This window comes from Planctomyces sp. SH-PL62 (genome assembly GCF_001610895.1).
Lineage (GTDB): Bacteria > Planctomycetota > Planctomycetia > Isosphaerales > Isosphaeraceae > Paludisphaera.
Genome location: NZ_CP011273.1, coordinates 1,046,861 through 1,065,482, shown reverse-complemented (window position 1 = coordinate 1,065,482; position 18,622 = coordinate 1,046,861). Strand labels below are relative to the sequence as shown.

Here is an 18,622-nt window from a genome sequence, read left to right as displayed (position 1 = left end):
TCAGGATTCGTTTCGAGATGCGAGCGTGTACCGCGACAACCAGGCGAGGTCCTCGGCCGTTCCCGAGAGCCAGCGCTCGACCATGTCTCCCCACATCAGGGGGATCTGCAACCGCTGCCAGGTCGCCTCCGACTGCTCCGAGAGCGACCGATAGTGGGCGGGGTCCTCGGCCAGCTTCCGAAGCGCCCGTGCCAGCGCCGGAGCGTCTTTCTCGGGGAAGATCGAAACCGCCGGATCGTTCTCGAGGGGGGCCACCAGCATCGGGTGGTCGGAGATGACCAAGGGGCTTCGCGAGGTCAGGGCGTCGAAGATGGTCATCGGCAGCCCTTCGCCGTACTCGTGACGGCTCGGCACCACCACGACGTCGCTCCGTCGCATCAGCGCGGTCGCCTCGCGATGCGGAACCAGACCCGCGAGTTCGACCTCGTCGGCGACCCCGAGTTCCTTCGCCAGCCCCCGGAAGTGCTCGATCTCGCCCCCCCCCGCGATCGTCGCGCGGACGTGGAGCCCCTCCTTGTTCAAGAGGGCGACGGCCCGGATCAGGTCGCCCACCCCCTTGGCCTCGATCACCTTGCCTGCGTAGGCCACCGTGAGGAGGCCGGGGGTCGCCGGGCCGGACTTCGGGGCCTGGTCGCCGGGCCGCGACGCCTTCGGCCAATCCCACGGGAGGATCTTCTTGGGCGAGACCCCGATTCGGACCAGATCGCGACAGGAGTCGAGCTGGTGGTTGGCCACGAAGTCGACCCGAGAGTCATTCAAGACACGAGCCAGCCGCCAGGATCGAAAGCGTTCGCGCAGGGAGGAATTCTGGAAGCTGTCGGCCAGGAGCGGGAAGACGCGGACCCCCTCGCGAAGACACCAGTCGACGATCGGCCGGCTCGGGAAGCGGATGATCGCCGCCGCCGGAGCCAGCATCCGCAGGCTGGCGATGACCGCCTTCGCGCCCTCGGACTTCCAGGGGACCTCCGGCAAGCCGATGCAGCGGACGCCGCTGGGGAGGACCTCCTCGCCCGCCGGGGCGTCCACCGTCACCACCGTCGTCGGCCCGTAAGTCCGCGGAAGCCGCTCCACCACGTCCACGGAATAGCGCTGGGCGAAGTAGGTCTCGTCCCCCCCCTCGGAGAAGCGACGAACCGTCTCGGCGTAGTTGCCGTACTGGACCAGGACGACACCGTCGTTCTTGGAAGAAACGGCTTGACTGACAGGGCTGACATCGCGACGATTCATGCGTGTACTCGAGAGGGCCGGGTCGAAATCCAAAGGACGAGATTCGCGGCCCGCGTCCAACGGCTCCGATGTGGAGGGATCTCGGGTGAGGCTCATGGGGATCCCGAGGATACGAGACGACCGCGACGCTCTCGCTCTTAAGTTCAAGGCGGTCCCCGCGATCAGTCCGACCGAGATTAACAACCCGGGTCGAGACTCGCAACCACGGTGGAAAATCCACGACACCGCCCTGCCACGCCTCCGCCGAGAACCCGCCTCCCGACGAGCGGACCGATGAGCGGGCCGGCGTCGAACTCCTCGGATCGCCTCAATCTGGTGCTGGCGGAGCCGGAAATCGCCGCGAACACCGGGGCGATCGGGAGGACCTGCGTCGCGGTCGGGGCGACGCTCTGGCTCGTGCGCCCCCTGGGCTTCCACCTCGACGACCGCTACGTGCGCCGCGCGGGGCTCGACTACTGGGAACACCTGGACCTCCGCGTGGTCGACGCACTCGACGAGGTCGCCGAAGCCCTGGGCCGCGACCGCCTCTGGTGGTTCAGCACCAAGGGACCCCAGAACTACACCGAGGCGGCGTTCCGCCCCGGCGACGGTCTTGTCTTCGGCCCCGAAAGCCGGGGCCTGCCCCCCCGGATCCTGGCGGAAGCCGGAAACCGAGCCCTGCGGATCCCCATGCGGCCCGAGGCCCGAAGTTTGAATCTCGCCAACGCCGCCGCCGTGGGCCTGTATGAGGCGGTCCGCCAGATCGGGGCGGGGAATTCGGCGGCCGGAGACGGCCTCCCGTCTTGAAGGATCTGGCGCGAGTCCGCATAATGGTCGGATGCGCGGTCGCAAGGGCCGCATTTTGACGGGCGAAGTGCGACGAGCGACCGCTCGTGGCGACCCTCCCAAGGGTTCGCCGCGCAGGATGCGTCGAGGCAAGCCCAACGGTCTTCATGTTTTACGGGACCTCGCCAGCGCGGGTCCGGTCAAGGCGAGCGACGATGTCCGAAGCAATCAAATTACGGGTCGAGACGCGCGACCCCGCCAAGAACAAGGGGACGGGCACCAGGGCGTCCCGACGGATGCGGGCCGCCGGACGGGTCCCGGCCGTGATCTACGGGCACAAGCAGGCCGTGGTCACGATCAGCCTGTCGGCGATCGACGCCCGGTCGATGATCGCCGCCGCCTCCCACCTGGCCGAACTCGACCTCGGGGGCCAGACCGAGACGGTCCTGATCCGCGACGTCCAGTGGGACCACCTGGGGCGGGAGATCATCCACGTCGACTTCGCCCGGGTCAACAAGGAAGAGCTGATCGAGACCGAAGTCGAAATCGACTTCAAGGGCGACGCCGTGGGCGTGGGCGACGGGGGCCTCCTCCAGCCCGTCATCCGCTCCCTGCGGGTGAAGTGCCCCGCCGGCTCGATCCCGGACTCGATCAAGATCGACGTCTCGGGCCTCAAGCTTGGCGAGGGGATCCACATCCGCGACCTCCAGGTCCCGCAGGGCGTGGTGGTCGAGGCCGAGCCCGAACTCCTCGTGGTCCACGTGGTGGCGCCGTCCCAGGAGGTCGAGTCCACCGAGGGCGAGGCGGTGCAGCCCGAGGTGATCAAGCCCGAGCGCAAGGATAAGGACGCCGACTGAACGCGACGCGGGGCCTCGTCCGGCCGCCCCCTCCGGCTTCCCCTCGAAGCCGGAGCCGCGCGCCGCCGCCCGAGCCCTCGCGACGACGCCTGGAGCCGCCGATTTGGCGACCTTGAAACTCGTCGTGGGACTGGGAAACCCCGGTCCCAAATACCACGGCACCCGGCACAACGTCGGCTTCGACCTGATCGACCGCCTCGCCGCCGCCGGCGGCGCGGGGGCGAACGCCTTCTCGCGCAAGTTCGAAGGCCTGCTCGCCGAGGTCGAGATCGACTACCGCCGGGTCCTGCTGCTCAAGCCCGATACGTTCATGAACCTGAGCGGCCGATCCGTCGGCCAGGCGGTCCGGTTCCATAAGCTCGACCTGTCGGACCTCATGATCGTCTGCGACGACCTGAACCTGCCGGTCGGGAAGCTCCGGATCCGCAAGGGGGGCTCCGACGGCGGTCAGAAGGGCCTCCGCGACGTCGCCGCTCACCTCGGCACCCACGAGTTCCCCCGACTTCGGATCGGCATCGGCGAAGCCGCCGAGGGTCAGGCCGTCGACTACGTCCTGGGCCGCTTCCGAGGGGCGGAGCGGGCCCGGATCGACGACTCCCTGATCCTCGCCTCGCAAGCCGTGGCCGTCTGGGCGACCCAGGGGGTCCACGAGGCCATGAATCGCTTCAACGGATCAACGACCTAACACCGACTTTCACGAACGCGGAATCAACGGAGGACTCGTCACTTGCCCGTCCACACCTACGAAGGCATGTTCCTTCTCGACAGCACCAAGGCCGCGGCCGCCTGGGACGACACCGTCAAACAGGTCCACGACATCCTCACCAAGTACGACTCCGAGATCGTGGCCAGCCGCCAGTGGGACGAGCGTCGCCTCGCCTACCCGATCGACGGCCACAAGAAGGGGACGTACCTCCTGACCTACTTCCGCACCGACGGCTCGAAGCTGAAGGAGATCGTCTCCGACTGTCACCTCAGCGACGTGATCCTTCGGGAGCTGATCCTCAAGGTCCACCCCAAGCTCGAGGAGCACCTGGTCAACCAGGCGATGACCTCGAACCCGAACGTCGACGCCGAGAACGGCCACGACGACGACATGGACGACCGCCCTCGCCGCCGCCGCCGCGAGGACTGAGCACCGTCGACCGGATAGTCGCTCCGCCCCGCACCCCCGTCGCAACCGCATCCATCGACGCGCGAAACGACTTGCAATGTAGGGAACAACCGTTTACCCTGTCTTCCAGGGTCACTTCGCGCTTCGGGAATCGGACGGGAAAGGAGCGGGGCCATGCCGGACTTGAACCGCGTGCAGCTGATGGGTCGTCTGACGTTCGACCCCGAACTGCGACGCATCCCCAACGGGACCGCCGTGAGTGAGCTGCGGATGGCCATCAACCGCTCCTGGCAGGGACGCGACGGCGAGCGCCGCGAAGAGGTGCTCTACATCGACGTCACCGTCTGGGACCGCCAGGCCGAGACCTGCTGTCAGATCCTCCGCAAGGGGAGTCTGATCTTCGTCGAAGGCTCGCTCAAGATGGACCAGTGGGACGACAAGACCAGCGGCGAGAAACGCTCCAAGATCCGCGTCCAGGCCGACCGCGTGCAGTTCCTCGACAGCCGTCGTGAAGCCGGCGGCGGCGGGGGCGGCGGTTACGGCGGGGACGAGGAATTCAGCCCTCCCCCGGCCCGCGAATCGTCCCCGCCCCGACGCGGCCGGCCGGAATCGGCGCCGGCCCCGGACCGTGGGTTCGACAACGGGCCGTCCCGAGGGGGGGGCTACGCTCCGACCAACACCGGCGGCCGTTCGACCGTCGCCCCAGACCAGGGGGACGACGACATCCCGTTCTGACGACCCGCCGGACGGGACGCCGCGGCGGCCCGGACGCGCGGCGAAACCGAATCGGGATGGCGCACAAACGTCCCGCTTGGAGTTTCCGGCCCGATCGGTTTCAATCGACTGCTTGCGCGTCGCGGTTGATCGGGAGGCCCCCGCCTCCCGCCGCGCGACCCTTCGAGCGGCCCGCTCGAATTTCCCAGTGGTTCGTTCGTTTACGGCTCGGCGCGGCTCTGCGGATGAGAGGATGGGGGAGGACGGCCGACGCTCCTCAAGCCCAGCGCGTGCCTTCAGGATCGAAAGTGACATCGACAATGGCGAAGACTCAATCCAAGACCTCGAAGCCTAAGTCCTCGGGCAAGGCCAAAGGGGACGGTTCTAAGAAGGCCGCACCGGCGGGTCCGCCCCGGCGTCCCGGCGTGGAACGTCGCCAGAACCACCCGCTCCGCGCCAAGAACGGCCACATGAGCATCATCCTGACCCACGAGGTCCCCTTCCTGGGACGCCCCGGCGACCTCGTCAAGGTCCGCCCCGGCTTCGCCCGCAACTATCTGATTCCCCAGGGCTTCGCCACGTTCGCGACCCCGCACAACCTGCGGGTCGTCGAGAAGCACCGCGAGCGGCTCCGCGAGCTCGAGGAGGCGCGCCGCGCCGACCTCCTGAACCTCGCCGCGCAGATCGCCCAGCGCTCGCTGACGATCGAGGCCAACGCCAACGAGGAAGGCCACCTCTTCGGCTCGGTCAACGACGTTCAGATCGCCGAGACGCTCAAGAGCGAAGGCTTCCCGATCACGGCCGAGAACGTCCGGATCGAAGGCCCGCTCAAGGACCTGGGGCTCTACACGATCAAGCTCCACCTGGGCCAGGACATCTACACCGAGGTCAAGCTCTGGGTCGTCCCCACGCACACCGAGGAAGCCGCCTCCTGAACGGCTCCCTCCCGCTTCCCAGGGCGTCGCGACGCGATCTCCGCGTCCGACGCCCTTTTTCGTTTCACGACGGCTCCCGCGCCTGACGTCCCCGGCCGCCTCTCGCCACGCCGGCCCGACCGCCCGACCAGCGCCGGCAAAGCTTCGCGCCCCCTCGCGACCCGATCCCGCCGCCTCTGGGTTTCTGCTTTTCGACGATGTCGACGGCGAAGAACGCCGATACAATCGTTCAGGCGATATGTCTTCGAGCGACTCCCCATGCGCCGACCTCGGGGATCGCCGGTCGAGGTTTCCAAGGAGTGGATCAGGTCATGGCGTCCGCCCCAAGCTACAGCAACGGCGTCGGCAGGGATGGCAGCGGGTCCGGCGGCTCGTACGCGAAGGCCGATTCCGGGCCGCTGGCCGACCGCCTGCCGCCTCAGAACCTGGACGCCGAACGCAGCGTCCTCGGCGGCATCCTGCTCGACAACGACATCCTTCACGACATCGTCGCGTTCCTGACCCCGGACGACTTCTACCGCGACGCCCACCAGCTCGTGTATCGCGCCGTCCGCGAGATGTACGACGACGGCAAGGCCATAGACGTGGTTACGCTGGCCGACGAACTCGACCGCCGGGGCCAGCTCGCGCAGGTCGGCGGCGACGACGCCCTTTCCGAGATCGCCAACAGCGTCCCGCACGCGGCCAACGCCCGCTATCACGCCGAGATCGTCCGCCAGAAGTCGGTCAGCCGCCAGCTCATCCAGAGCGCCACCGAGATCATCCGCGACGGCTATTCCAACCTCTACACCTCGCAGCAGCTCCTGGAGACGGCCGAGAAGAAGGTCTTCGCCATCGCCGAGGATCAGATCAAGGGGCAGGTCCACGAGCTGCAAGGCGTCCTGTCCGAGGCGATGGACCGGATCACCAAGCGGACCGAGGAGACGCACGTCGTCACCGGCGTCAGCACCGGGTTCATCGACGTCGACGACATCACCACCGGCTTCCAGCCCGAGCAGCTCATCATCGTGGCGGCCCGCCCCGCGATGGGCAAGACGGCCTTCGCCCTCAACATCTGCGCCAGCGCGGCGATCCAGCACCAGGTCCCCACCCTGGTCGTCAGCCTCGAAATGGGACGGCTCGAACTCGGCGAGCGTCTCCTCAGCGCCCAGGCCCGGGTCGATTCGAACAAGCTGCGGACCGGGCGGGGGATGGATTACCGCGAGATGAGCAAGCTGGGCAAGGCGTACGGCGAGATCGCCTCCGCCCCCATCCACATCGACGACACGCCCTCGCGCAACATGCTCCAGATCATGGCCTCGGCCCGCCGCCTGAAGATGCGCCAGGGCCTCGGCCTGATCATGATCGACTACATCCAGCTCATCGACTCGGACGAATCACGGGACAGCCGCCAGGAGCAGATCGCCAAGATCAGCCGACGGCTCAAGATGCTCGCCCGAGAGTTGCACGTCCCGGTCATCGCCCTGTCGCAGCTCAACCGGGCCGTCGAGAACCGGGAAGACCGCCGCCCGCGCATGGCCGACCTTCGCGAGTCGGGCGCCATCGAACAGGACGCCGACCTGGTCCTGCTCCTGCATCGTCCCGACTACTACGATCCGAACGATCAGCCGAACATCGCCGAGGTCATCGTCGCCAAGAACCGAGCCGGGCGGACCGACACCGCCAAGCTCCACTTCGTCAAGAACCTCACCCTGTTCGAAAGCTCGTCGAACATGGAACAGCCGATCGACGTGGGCCGACCCTTCTGATCTCGTCGGCCCCGCCCGCTCATCGCTTCGGCCTCTCCGACGTCGAGCCCGGCGACACCCCCGGCATTTGCCCACGCTTCGGCGGGGGCCAGGTTTCGCCCGGGTCGAGCCAGGCCGGGCGCGGCGGCGGTTCCAGGAACAGGTAACGAGCGAGAGCCTGCCGGACCTGGTCCGGATCGACGGCCTTCCCCTTCTCAGGTAGATCGAGCAGATCGACCGCGTCGTAGGCGTCGGGAAGCTCCGGGGCGTCGACTCGGCCGATCGCGGCGCGGACCGCGTCGAGGCCGATCCCCATCGATAGCGCCGTCTTCTCCGCCAGGTCGAACCGGCGAAGGTGCCGACGCTGATGCTCGGCCTCGTCCATCATCACGGCGTTGGTCCGCATCCTCTGGAGTTCGGGGATGGGAAACCGCGCCTGTTCCGTCGCCGTCAGCGGGGGGGCGCTGTTGAACCAGAGGTCCTCCACGCGAGGCCGGTTCAGCGCGACCAGGACGGCCGCAAAGGCCAGCACGCCCATCGCCGAGGCCCGCGACAGCCCGACCGGGGGCCGCGACAGCCGCCGCGACGATTCGGCCGTCCTCGGCCCCGACCACCAGCCGGCCGCGAACAGCACGGCCCCCACCTGCGGCGCGACGTGATACCAGGGGACGATCATGTCCACATTGATCGTTCGCAAGTACCTGTAATCCAGATACCCGCGCACCGTCCACTCGACCAGATAGCTCCCGACCAAAAACGCCGCGCCAGCGATCTCCATCGGATTGCACGTACGGAACCCGCCGCGACGGAGCCGGCTCGCGGCCCAGAGGCCGACCAGCCCGATCGTGAGCAAGGCCCCCTGCCCCGCGGTCGTCTCGACCGCCAGCCCGAGATTCCCCAGCACGAGGCTCTCCGGGATCGCCTGCATGGTGTGAAACAGCCCCTCGACGGGCCGGGCGGCCTCGGCGGCCGTCCGGCCGTGGAAGCTGACCCGACTGTCCACCTTCCCCGCGCCCAGGCCCAGCGCCAGCCCGACCGCGAGGACCGTGGCCGCGATCGGCGCGGCCGCCGCCCGCCGCGACCGTCGGCCGTCGAGCCAGAGGTAGAGCGCAGCCGAAGGTCCCGCCAGATGGCCGATCGTCCAGAACCAGCCGGCGCACGCGGTCGACGCCATGCAGAGCGCCAGCGCCGGCCGCGATCGCGACCGCCGCCACTCCTGCGCGTACCAGAGCGCCGCGACGGCCGCGAACGAGGCCCAGAGCGGCTGACCGGCCGAGTACCACGTCGCCGGCGCGAGCATCAGGGAAGTCGTCCCGGTCGCGACGGCCGCCGCGGCTCCGACGACCTCGCTCCCCGTCTCGCGGGCCGCGAACCGGCCGACCAGCATCATCGTCGCCGCCAGGATGCCGTACGACGCCACCGCCAGCACGTCCGGCACCCGCTCCAGGCTCCCGGCGCAGGCGACCAGGAACCACGTCACGACCCGCCAGGCCGGCACGATGTGCGTGTTGTGCGGCATGAACAGATTCGTGATCGTCCGCCCCAGGTCGCGCGAGGCCGACACATAAGCGAAATCGTCGCTGTAGACCCGATAGACCGCCATCGGATCGCGCGCGATGTGCCCCGTGGCCAACGGCGCGACCGGGTCGAAGAACAGGACCCAGGGCGCGGCCAGGATCGCCCCAGCAACGCCCCCTCCCCCACCGACCGAGTGGCCGACGCATCCAGGAATCGACCCGCTGAAACCCGCCGGACGCTCTCGACATCGTGTTGAAGCTCCGTGACCGTTGAACCGGCTCCCATCTTACACGACGACCGCCTCGAACTCCGAGGCCCGCCTTCCCCACCTCCGCCCCGGGGTTTCGCCCGCGTTTCGTCTTGGCTTTCCGGGCGGCTCGGGTCAGAATCAGAGTCGCATCGAGCGAAATCCCGACCGTCCCCCTTTTGCGAGAGACCGAGGACCGTGGCCGACCCCATCACGTACGACGACTTCGCCAAGATCGAACTCCGGGTGGCCAGGGTGCTGGAGGCTCGACCCCATCCCAACGCCGACAAGCTGCTGCTCCTCCAGGTGGACGTGGGCGGCGAGCCGAAGCAGATCGTGGCGGGCGTCCGCCAGCATTACACGCCGGAACAACTCGTCGGCAAGAACATCGTGATCGTCGACAACCTCGCGCCGGCGATGCTCCGCGGCGAGACGTCCAACGGCATGCTCCTGGCTGCGACCTCGGGCGAGAAGGTCATCCTGCTGACCGTCGACGACGCCGAGTGCGTCCCCGGCGCCAGGATCAAGTAAGAGGCCATCCCGAAGCGGGTTCGCCCCCCTGTTCTGGGCGCCTCCCACGCTCGGAGTTCCGTGCAGGGTGCCACGGGTCGTACGCGACCCGTGTCCCGTAGCGCCCACGGTCCATCTCCTCGCAGGAATTTCCCGGACTGTCGCTAAGTTTGAAAGCCGAGGCGCGTCCGCTTGCGTAGAGACCTCGGCGATTTCCAGACGCCGCCGGAACTGGCCGCCGCGCTCGTCCGAAGGCTCGGGCCGATCGGCGACCGCTGGTCCCGCGTGCTCGAACCGACCTGCGGGCGAGGGGGCTTCCTCAAAGCCGTCCTCGCCTCGCCGACGCCCCCGCGCGAAGTGATCGGCGTCGAGTTGCAGGCCGAGTACTGCGATCAATCGCGCGCGGCCCTCGGCGATCAGGCGACGATCCTCCACGCCGACGTCTTCGACGTCGATTTCGCCCAGCTCCCGTGGACCGGCGACGGGCCGATCCTCGTCGTCGGCAATCCCCCGTGGGTCACGAACGCCGAGTTGGGGAAACTGGGGAGCGGGAACCTCCCCGCGAAGAACAACGCCGCGAAGCTCGGTGGCCTCGACGCACGCACCGGGGCGGCCAACTTCGATCTCGGCGAGGCCGTCTGGCTCAAGCTGATCACGGACCTGGCCGATCAGGCGCCGACCATCGCCCTGCTCTGCAAGACGGCCGTCGCGCGTGCCGTCCTCCGGCGACTCGATCGGTCCGGCCCACCGCTGGCCGCCGCCGAACTCGTCGAGATCGACGCGCGACGCTGGTTCGGCGCCTCGGTCGGGGCCTGCTTCCTGACGATCTCGCTGGGCCAGACTGATCAGCCCGGATCGGGACGCGTCCTCGTCTTCCCCGATCCCGGATCGAAGGCCCCGGTACGCTCGATGGGGACGGTCCGGGGCCTCTACGCGACCGACCTCGACGCCGCGCTCGCGCACGAGTTCGCGATCGGCGAGAGTCCGGTCGTCTGGCGGCAAGGGGTCAAGCACGACGCCGCGAGCGTCATGGAGTTGACCGCGGAGTCGCCCGGCGGCCTGCTCCGCAACGGCCTGGGCGAGATCGTGGAAGTCGAGCCCGACCACGTCTACCCGCTCCTCAAGGGGGCCGACCTGAAGCGGCCTGCGCGCGAGCGGCCCCAGCGCGGCTTGATCGTCACCCAGGCGAAGCTCGGCGACGACACGCGCGATCTCGCCGCCGCCGCACCGAGGCTCTGGGCTTACCTCGAACGCCACGCCGACCGCTTCGCAAGGCGGCGGTCGTCGATCTACGAGGGTCGGCCGCCGTTCGCCCTGTTCGGGGTCGGCCCTTACACGTTCGCCCCGTACAAGACGGCCGTCGCCGGGCTCCACCGGCCGACGCGATTCCGAGCCGTCGGCCCGGTCGACGGCCGACCGACCGTCCTGGACGACACCTGCTACATGCTCCCCTGCCGTTCGGCCGCCGAGGCCGCCGTGCTCGCCGCCCTCGGCGACGACCCGATCACGCGCGGGCTGCTCGCGGCCTTCACGCCCGAACACGCGAAGCGGCCGGTGACCAAGGCCCTGCTGGCGCGGATCGACCTGGGCGTCGTCCTCGGCCGAGCGGACCGCCCGGCGCTGGTGGCGCGCGCCCTCGCGGCGCTCCGAGACGACCTTGGGCTGAACGCCGACTCGCCCGAAGCCTCGGCCGATACGATCGAAACCGAGATCGAGCGCCTCGCCCCGTTGCTTTCCCCGGCCGACGCCCCGACACTGGACCGATCCCCGACGAACCGCGTCACCCGCCCCCCAGCAGCCGAGGACTCGTGATGGCCTTCGCCACGATCCAGTATTTCAGCCGCTCGCTCTCGAAGGCGTCGGCCTTCAACGTCATCTTCCCGGACGACCCGGCCATCCCCCGACCCTGGTCGACCTTCTACCTCCTCCACGGACTCTCCGACGACCACACCATCTGGGCCCGGCGCACCAGCCTCGAACGGTATGTCAGCGGGCTGCCCCTCGTCGTCGTCATGCCCGACGGCGGGCGAGGCTGGTACACGAACGCCGCCGAGGGCTACGCCTACGAGGACGACCTCACGAAGGACGTCCTCGGCCTCGTCGAACGCACCTTCCCCGTCAAGGCCGAGCGCGCAGGCCGCGCGATCGGCGGGCTCTCGATGGGAGGCTACGGCGCGGTCAAGCTCGGGCTGAAGCACCACGAGACGTTCGCCAGCGTGAACTCCCACTCCGGCGCCCTGGCCTTCCTGCGGACCGACCCGGCCGAGAACAAGAAGCTCAGCCCGGAGTTCGAACGGATCTTCGGCAAGGAGCCGAAGGGGGGGCCGGAAGACCCGTTCGCGATCCTCGAAGGGATCGACCACGGCCGCATCCCGGCCCTCCGGATCGATTGCGGGACCGAGGACTTCCTCATCCAGCACAACCGCGACTTCCACAAGTTTTTGGAAGACCGCCACGTCCCCCACGAGTACGAGGAATTCCCCGGCAACCACAACTGGGAATACTGGGATAAGCATATCCAGGAAGCGATCGCGTTCCACGCCCGGAACCTGAAGCTCAAGCCTTGACCTCGACGTCGACGCCCTCCTCGGCGAGCACGTCCTCGCCGGCGAGGAACCGGACGACGTCGGTCAGCCGGCCCGTCTTCGCGAACACCTCGCGCTGACGGGTCGCGCCGTCGGGCCGTTCGGCCATCGCCCTCGCGTGCTCCAACCAGTGCGAGCAACCGAGGTGCTCGGCCGTCGGCGCCAGGGTCTCGGTCATGCGCCGGACGGCATCGCGGGCGACCTCGTTGCCCCCCGTCTCCGGGTCGACAAGGACCGCATCGAGCCCGTGGCGAGCGGCGCGCCAGCGGTTCTGGCGGATCATCAGGCGGCCGAACTCGTTCAGCTCGGCCAGCTTGAACCCCTTGTCGCTCGCCATGTGGTGGATCAGGCACTGGATCAGGGCCGTGAGGCCCTGGACCGAGGCCAGGTCGGTCGGCATGTCGCAGATGCGGACCTCGACGGTCCCGAAGCGATCGCTGGGACGGACGTCCCACCAGAGCTCCTTGGTCGTCTTGATCGAGCCGACAGAGGCCAGGTGCTCGGCCAGGCGGACGAACGACTCCCAGTCGCGAAGGAACGGCGGCTGACCGCCGGTCGGGGCCACCCCCATCACGTCCAGGCGATACGAGCTCAGGCCGGTGTCGCGACCGCACCAGAACGGGCTGTTGGCCGATAGCGCGAGGAGCGTCGGCAGGTAGTGCGAGACCCGCGTGCAGGCCCGCGCCGCCGTGTCGCCGTCGGCGACCCCGACGTGGACGTGCAGGCCGAAGGTCAACTGGCGTCGGATCGTGTCCTGGTTGTCCTCGATCAACTGCGCGTAGCGATCGCTCACCGAGATATCCTGATCCAGCCAGTATGAGAAGGGATGCGCGCCCCCCCAGGCCACCTCCGCCCCGAACCCCACGGCGTGCTCCGACACCATCGCCAGCTTCGCCGCCAGGTCTCGGCCCACCTCGTCCACGTCCCGACAGATCCCCGTGTTCACCTCGACGCAGCACTGGTAAAGCTCAGGCTTGACCGACTTCGCGAACTCCTCCGGGATCGTCCCCAAAATGTCGTCGCCCACCGGCGACAGATCCTTCGTCTCCCGGTCGATGATCTGCATCTCCAGCTCGACGCCCAGCGTCGGCCAGTCGCTCCCCCGAAACGGTTGGACGGGCATCGCTGCGCCCCCTGCTGTCAGACTGTCGGAAAGGTTGTCACGGACCCCGATCCGTAGGCCGGCGGGTCTCTGGAAGGCTGTCATGCATTTCTCACGCCGGAAATCCGGGACGATCGAGGACAGCCCGAACGACTTCGTGTTGCCGCAGAGAAACAAAGCGACATCGCAGCCCGATTTCGACCGCCTCACCGTTGCAAATCGCTCCGGAGACTTAAATTATGTCGGGGGATCGAGAGCATGAACGACCCCCACCGACGACCGCCGTCCACCCGACTCCTCTTCCCGATCCTGGCCACCTGAACCCTGGTGTCCAAATTTTCATTGAGTCCATCTGGATAGTTCGACGGCGCATGGCAAAATGAAGGGCGAGCGAGAGGGTTTCACCCCGACCCTGGTAATCGGCGGGGGGCTTGGAGGCCCGGAACGTGCTACGCGAACTCTCGGTTCAGAACCTGGCGACGATCGAAGACGTCCAGATCGCGCTGGAGGACGGCTTCTGCGTCTGGAGCGGCGAGACCGGTGCGGGCAAGAGTCTCTTGCTGTCGGCCCTCGGCCTGGTGCTCGGCGGCAAGGCGTCGGCCGACCTGGTGCGGGCGGGGAAGCCCGAGGCCCGCGCCGGCGCCGTCTTCGAGATCGAGCACCCCACCTTGCGGGCCGATCTCGAGGAGATCCTCGGGGCGTCGCTGGAGGATGGAACGCTGATCGTCAACCGTCGCGTCTCCGCCCAGGGGAGGAGCGCCGCGCAGGTCAACGGCATGCCGGTGACGATCGCCACCTTGCAGAAGCTCGGCGAGCGGCTGATCGACGTCCACGGCCAGTTCGAGAACCGCGCGCTCGTCGATCCCGACCGCCAGCGGAGCCTCCTCGACGCCTTCGGCGGCCTGGAAGAGCTGCACCAGGCCTACGCCGAGGCCCGAGGCCGGCACGATCAGCTCCGACGCGCCCGCCAGGCGCTCATCGACGCCACCCAGGCCCGCCAGCGCGAGCGGAGCCTGCTGGAGTTCGAGCGAGGTGAACTCGCCACGCTCGCACCCAGGTCGGGCGAGCACGACGAGCTGGTCCAGGAATCCCACATCCTCGCCAACTCCGAGGCTCTCCGGACCGCCGCCGTCGACGGCCACCGGCTCCTCTACGAGGCCGACCGCTCGGCGCAGGAGGTCCTCTGCCGGGTCGCGCGGTCGCTCGAACCGCTCGCGAAGGACGTCCCCGAGCTGGCCGACGCCGCCACGACCCTCGAACGGCTCGCCGACGAGACCCGCGAGGTCGCCTACACCCTCCGCGACCTGGGGCAAGGCTGGGACGAAGACCCGGAGCGTCTTGAAGACGTCGAGGCTCGGCTCGCCCAATATCGCAAGCTGTCGAACCACTTCCACCGCGAGCCGGACGAACTGGCCGCTCTCAAGGCCGAGATCGAGGCCAAACTCGCCGCCATCGAGCGCGACGAGACCGACCTGAAGGAGTTCGACAAGCCCCTCGCCGAAGCCTGGGCGGCCCTCAAGCGGGCCGCCGCCGCGCTCTCCGAGGGGCGTCGCAAGACCGCCAAGGATTTCGGCAAGGCCATCCAGGCGCGGCTGAAGTGCCTCGGCATGGACCGGGCCCGGCTCTCCGTGGAGGTCGAGTTTCGCGACCTGGGGGACGACCCCACGGCCCCCCCGCCCCCCGAGTCCGGCGCGGACCGCGTCGAGATGATCTTCCTGGCGAACCCCGGCGAGGTCCCCCAGCCCCTCCGCAAGATCGCCTCCGGCGGCGAGCTGTCGCGCGTGACGCTCGCCGCCAAGGCCGTGCTGGCGGCCGTCGACCGCGTGCCGACCCTGGTCTTCGACGAGATCGACACCGGCGTCGGCGGTCGGCTGGGCTCGGCCCTGGGGAAGACGCTCGCCGACCTGGCGAAGCATCATCAGGTGGTCTGTGTCACCCACCTGCCGCAGATGGCCAGCTACGCGCACAAGCAGTGGGTCATCCGCAAGCAGGTCGAACGGGGCCGAACCCGGACCACCATCGCCCCCCTCGCCGAGACCGAGCGCGTCGCCGAACTCGCCGCCATGCTCCGAGGCGACTCCGCCGTCGAGAGCACCCGCCGCGAAGCCCGCGAAATGCTCCGCGAAGCGCGAGAAGCCGTCGGCGTCGCCTGACCGGGCCGATCGAAAAGCTGCCGAGCCCCTTTTCCGTGAGGGAAGGGACTCGGGCGGCGGACTCCATCCTCATTCGGATGGTCTCAAGCGTCGGCGGTGCGCATCCCCGGTCGGCCGACGCGGGAGAGGAACGGTCGGGGCGCCGCGGCGCGTGGCGAACGGTTGGCGAACGCCTCCGCTGCAAGGGCTCGCCGCGCCGGGGGGGCGTCGAACGGGCGTCGGTCGAGGTGGCGAGCGGCGCCGTCGCGACGGCCGGGGCGTTCGTCGCCGTCCAGGTCGACCAGCCCGAGGATTCGATCGAAGTCGACGACGAACCCGAGGCCGGCGTGCCGTAGACCTGGATGTCGTAGAGAGAGTAGTTGTTCGACCCCGCGCTCGTCCGGGTGGCGAAGATCCGCACGAACCGGCCGGAGCCGGACAGTTCTCCCTGGATGTCGGGGCCGGGCCGGGCGTTGCCGACGAGCGAGCGGATCGAGGTCCAGTTCCGGCCGTCGTCGCTGACCTGGATCTGGTAGTCGACCGCATAGGCCCGCTCCCACTCGAGCGCGACCGCGGCGAGGTCGTACCGCGCGCCCAGGTCGATCGCGATCCAGCCGTTCGCGTCGGGTTGGTTCCACTGGCCGCTCGACCATCGGGAGGCGAGGTTTCCGTCGATCGCCATCGAGGGGGCGTAGAAGTTGCCCTCGTTGCTCGACGAGGTCGCGACCTTGCCGGTGACGAGGTTGGTCATCGGCTGGCCGTAGACGTTGAAGTCATAAAGCGAATAGTTGTTGTTGATCGGGCCGGGCTGGGTGCACAGGACCCGGACGTAGCGGCCGACCCCGTCGAGATCGGCGAAGAAGGCCGGGCCGGCGGCGCCGGCGCCCTGGACGGACCGGAGCGTCGTCCAGTTCTTGCCGTCCACGCTCGACTGGATCTGGTAGCTGGCGGCGTAGGCGGTCTCCCAGACGAGCCGCACGTCGCGGATCGCCGAGACCGCGCCAAGGTCCACCGAGAGCCAGGCGGCCTGCGAACTCTGCATCCACTGGCCGCTCGACCAGCGCGTGGCGGCGTCGTCGTCGAACGCGCCCGACGGGCCGAACTGGGGGGACTCGGACGAGGTCGCCGTCGCGGGCTTTCCCCGGGCGAGGTCGTTGAGCCGGGCCCCGGACACCTGGAAATCGAACAGCGAGTAGTTGTTCGAGCCGGCGCTCGTCCTGGTGGAGTAGACGCGGACGAACCGCCCCTCGCCCGAGAGGCCGGAGAGGACGACCTGGCCGGGAGTCTGGTTGCCGGAGACGGTCTTGACGGTGGTCCAGGCCGAGCCGTCGTCGCTGACCTGAATCTGGTAGTCGACCGCGTAGGCCTGCTCCCAGTTCAATCGGACTTCGCTGATCTGGTAGTAGTCCTGGAGGTCGACCGCGTACCAGGCGTTCGAGGTGCTCTGCATCCACTGGCCGCTCGACCAGCGGCTCGCCGAGGAGAAGTCGACCCCGAGCGCCGGGTTGTACGACCACGACTCGATCGACGAGGCCGACGCGGGCTTGCCGGCGGCGAGGTTCGTGGCCGGGCGGATCTCGACGGCGTCGACCTTGGCGTCGCCCTTGACCCCCTTGAACGCGAGCGTGATCGTCCCGGAGCCGTCGGCCTGGACGATGAGGTCGCGGGCGACCGCCTTGTTCCCGCCGCCGGCCGCGGCGAAGACGTCGAGCGAGTAGATCCGGGTCGCGCCGTTGACGAGGACGTCGAACCGGCGCTGGTCGGGGCCGTCGTAGAGGGTCTCGGAGAAGTCCAGCCGGACGTGGTAGGACGCCCCGGCGGTCAGGCCGTTGATCCTGTACGAGAAGGCCGAGCCGTGGCGATCGGTCCGGAAGACGCTCGCGGCGGGCGGGGACTCGACGCCGCTCAGGTCGACCGTCGCGGTGGTGGTCGAGGTCGAGCCGCCCTGGAAGTAGGCGTCGGCCGAAGACCCCGAATCGATCACGATCGAGCCGTTGGGCGAGGCGAGGCCGTGGATAGCCCGCGAGACGGCCGCGGCGGGGTCCAGGACGCCCCCGGTCTTCGACCAGGCGCCGACGCCCTGGGACCTGGGGGCGGCGGTCGATTCCAGGACGTCGAGCACCTGCCGGGCCGTCGCCGTGGCGGGGAGCAGCTCGTGGACGACGCCCGCGACGCCCGAGGCGTAGGCCGCGGAGTAGGAGGTGAAGCCCTCGGGCCCCGCGTACGCGCCGAGGTCGACGTGGATCGGCCCCCAGCTCGAAGCCGGCGTCAGGTTCCCGTTCGAATCGACGGCCGCCGCGACCAGGACGTTGCCGGGCGTGGGCCGGGTGAACGAGTAGAGCGAGTCGTCGGCGTAGGGGGGGAAGACCGGGATCAGGTCGATGTTGCGGGTCGCGTTGCCCGGCGCCGTGACGACCACCGCCCCCTTGGTCTCGGCGTACTGGATGGCGTCGACGAGGGTCGCGCCGTGCCTGGGCGAGCCCGGATCGTAGAGGCTGGGGTTGTATGAAAAATTGACGCTCAGGTTGATGACCGAGGCGCCGTGGTCGGCGGCCCAGTAGATCCCCCGGATCACGGCGTTGGGGTCGATGTTCAGGTTCGAGGACGTGTCGCGGATGGGGAGGATCTTGACGTCGGGCGTCCGGCCCGAGGCCGCGGCGGCGGCGATGATCCCCTGGACGGTCATGTTGGTCACGACCGACCCGTGTCCGTGCGCCATGCTGGTGTCGAGGATCGCCCGGGCGCCGGCCTCGGCGTAGGTCTGCTTGTTGTAGGCGTCGTAAGCCGAGGCGAGGTCGAGATAGGGGGCGACGACGGGGTCGTTCAGGTCGATCCCCGAGTCGACGACGGCGATCAAGGTGGTCAGGAGCGTGCGATGCTCAAGTGCGAGGAGGTCGGGAAGGCGGACGGAGGCGCCTCGGCGTCGAGTCATGGTGGGGAAGCCTCGTGCTCGGGGTTGTTGTTTCCATTCGATGTGCCATGGACTCGCACGTCTCCTTGCACTGATTCCGTTCCTATGGGGAATATAGCAGCCGTTTCGGCGATCGGGGGTTTCATGCGCGATCGGCCCGAACGGCGGGATGCACAACCAAACCGGCTGGGAGAATCGGCCGATGCGGGGGACTCGACCGAGAGCCCCGACCGCGATCGTTCCGAAAAGACCGTGGGGTCTGGCTAGCGGATTGACAC

General features: G+C 68.8%; 14 protein-coding genes and 1 pseudogene. 11 read left to right on the top strand and 4 right to left on the bottom strand.

Translation table 11 applies throughout. The features are described 5' to 3' along the window. Nucleotides 1-1,227, bottom strand: coding sequence for a glycosyltransferase family 4 protein (locus VT85_RS04170; RefSeq protein ID WP_068410944.1), 1,227 nt, complete (start codon nt 1,225-1,227; stop codon nt 1-3). A 273-nt stretch (nt 1,228-1,500) separates the two neighbouring features. On the opposite strand from VT85_RS04170, the gene VT85_RS04165 reads away from it, so the two are divergent. From VT85_RS04165 to dnaB, 7 genes are all read left to right on the top strand, one after another. Beyond that, nucleotides 1,501-2,013, top strand: coding sequence for a tRNA (cytidine(34)-2'-O)-methyltransferase (locus VT85_RS04165; RefSeq protein WP_068410941.1), 513 nt, complete (start codon nt 1,501-1,503; stop codon nt 2,011-2,013). A gap of 194 nt (nt 2,014-2,207) precedes the next feature. Beyond that, the gene (locus VT85_RS04160; protein ID WP_068410938.1) at nt 2,208-2,849 is read left to right on the top strand and encodes a 50S ribosomal protein L25; all 642 of its coding nucleotides are present in this window, start codon (nt 2,208-2,210) and stop codon (nt 2,847-2,849) included. Between the two features lie 103 nt (nt 2,850-2,952). After that, nucleotides 2,953-3,534: an aminoacyl-tRNA hydrolase gene (pth, locus tag VT85_RS04155; RefSeq protein WP_156512668.1), complete on the top strand. Its 582-nt coding sequence runs from the start codon at nt 2,953-2,955 to the stop codon at nt 3,532-3,534. A 42-nt stretch (nt 3,535-3,576) separates the two neighbouring features. After that, nucleotides 3,577-3,984, top strand: coding sequence for a 30S ribosomal protein S6 (gene rpsF, locus VT85_RS04150; RefSeq protein ID WP_068410935.1), 408 nt, complete (start codon nt 3,577-3,579; stop codon nt 3,982-3,984). A gap of 153 nt (nt 3,985-4,137) precedes the next feature. Then, a complete protein-coding gene (locus VT85_RS04145) occupies nt 4,138-4,698 on the top strand; it encodes a single-stranded DNA-binding protein (RefSeq protein WP_068410932.1) in 561 nt (186 codons plus the stop codon). Nucleotides 4,699-5,102: 404 nt separating this feature from the next. Continuing rightward, nucleotides 5,103-5,612, top strand: a complete 510-nt coding sequence (gene rplI / locus VT85_RS04140) for a 50S ribosomal protein L9 (protein WP_231871453.1) — start codon at nt 5,103-5,105, stop codon at nt 5,610-5,612. A gap of 311 nt (nt 5,613-5,923) precedes the next feature. Then, nucleotides 5,924-7,360, top strand: a complete 1,437-nt coding sequence (gene dnaB / locus VT85_RS04135) for a replicative DNA helicase (RefSeq protein WP_068410918.1) — start codon at nt 5,924-5,926, stop codon at nt 7,358-7,360. A 19-nt stretch (nt 7,361-7,379) separates the two neighbouring features. Here dnaB and VT85_RS04130 read toward each other — a convergent pair whose 3' ends face one another. After that, nucleotides 7,380-8,942 carry a hypothetical protein gene (locus VT85_RS04130; protein ID WP_156512667.1) on the bottom strand — a complete coding sequence of 521 codons (1,563 nt, stop codon included), beginning with the start codon at nt 8,940-8,942 and terminating at the stop codon, nt 7,380-7,382. Between the two features lie 360 nt (nt 8,943-9,302). Between VT85_RS04130 and metG the strand changes: the two genes are divergently transcribed. From metG to VT85_RS04115, 3 genes are all read left to right on the top strand, one after another. Continuing rightward, nucleotides 9,303-9,635: a methionine--tRNA ligase subunit beta gene (gene metG / locus VT85_RS04125; RefSeq protein ID WP_068410914.1), complete on the top strand. Its 333-nt coding sequence runs from the start codon at nt 9,303-9,305 to the stop codon at nt 9,633-9,635. Between the two features lie 171 nt (nt 9,636-9,806). Further along, on the top strand, nt 9,807-11,426 hold the full coding sequence (locus VT85_RS04120; protein WP_197491079.1) for a hypothetical protein: 1,620 nt from the start codon (nt 9,807-9,809) through the stop codon (nt 11,424-11,426). Next, nucleotides 11,426-12,181 carry an alpha/beta hydrolase gene (locus tag VT85_RS04115; RefSeq protein ID WP_068410911.1) on the top strand — a complete coding sequence of 252 codons (756 nt, stop codon included), beginning with the start codon at nt 11,426-11,428 and terminating at the stop codon, nt 12,179-12,181. Before VT85_RS04120 ends, VT85_RS04115 begins: the two co-directional genes overlap by 1 nt. Here VT85_RS04115 and VT85_RS04110 read toward each other — a convergent pair. Next, nucleotides 12,171-13,322 carry a YbdK family carboxylate-amine ligase gene (locus VT85_RS04110; RefSeq protein WP_068410908.1) on the bottom strand — a complete coding sequence of 384 codons (1,152 nt, stop codon included), beginning with the start codon at nt 13,320-13,322 and terminating at the stop codon, nt 12,171-12,173. The genes VT85_RS04115 and VT85_RS04110 overlap by 11 nt on opposite strands. Nucleotides 13,323-13,747: 425 nt before the next feature. Here VT85_RS04110 and recN point away from each other — a divergent pair, with 425 nt between their 5' ends. After that, the gene (recN, locus tag VT85_RS28940; protein WP_082858916.1) at nt 13,748-15,454 is read left to right on the top strand and encodes a DNA repair protein RecN; all 1,707 of its coding nucleotides are present in this window, start codon (nt 13,748-13,750) and stop codon (nt 15,452-15,454) included. 361 nt (nt 15,455-15,815) lie between these two features. Here the strand turns inward: recN and VT85_RS04100 are convergent. After that, a pseudogene (locus VT85_RS04100) lies at nt 15,816-18,119 on the bottom strand (discoidin domain-containing protein); the annotation flags it as partial. Nucleotides 18,120-18,622 lie beyond the last annotated feature (503 nt).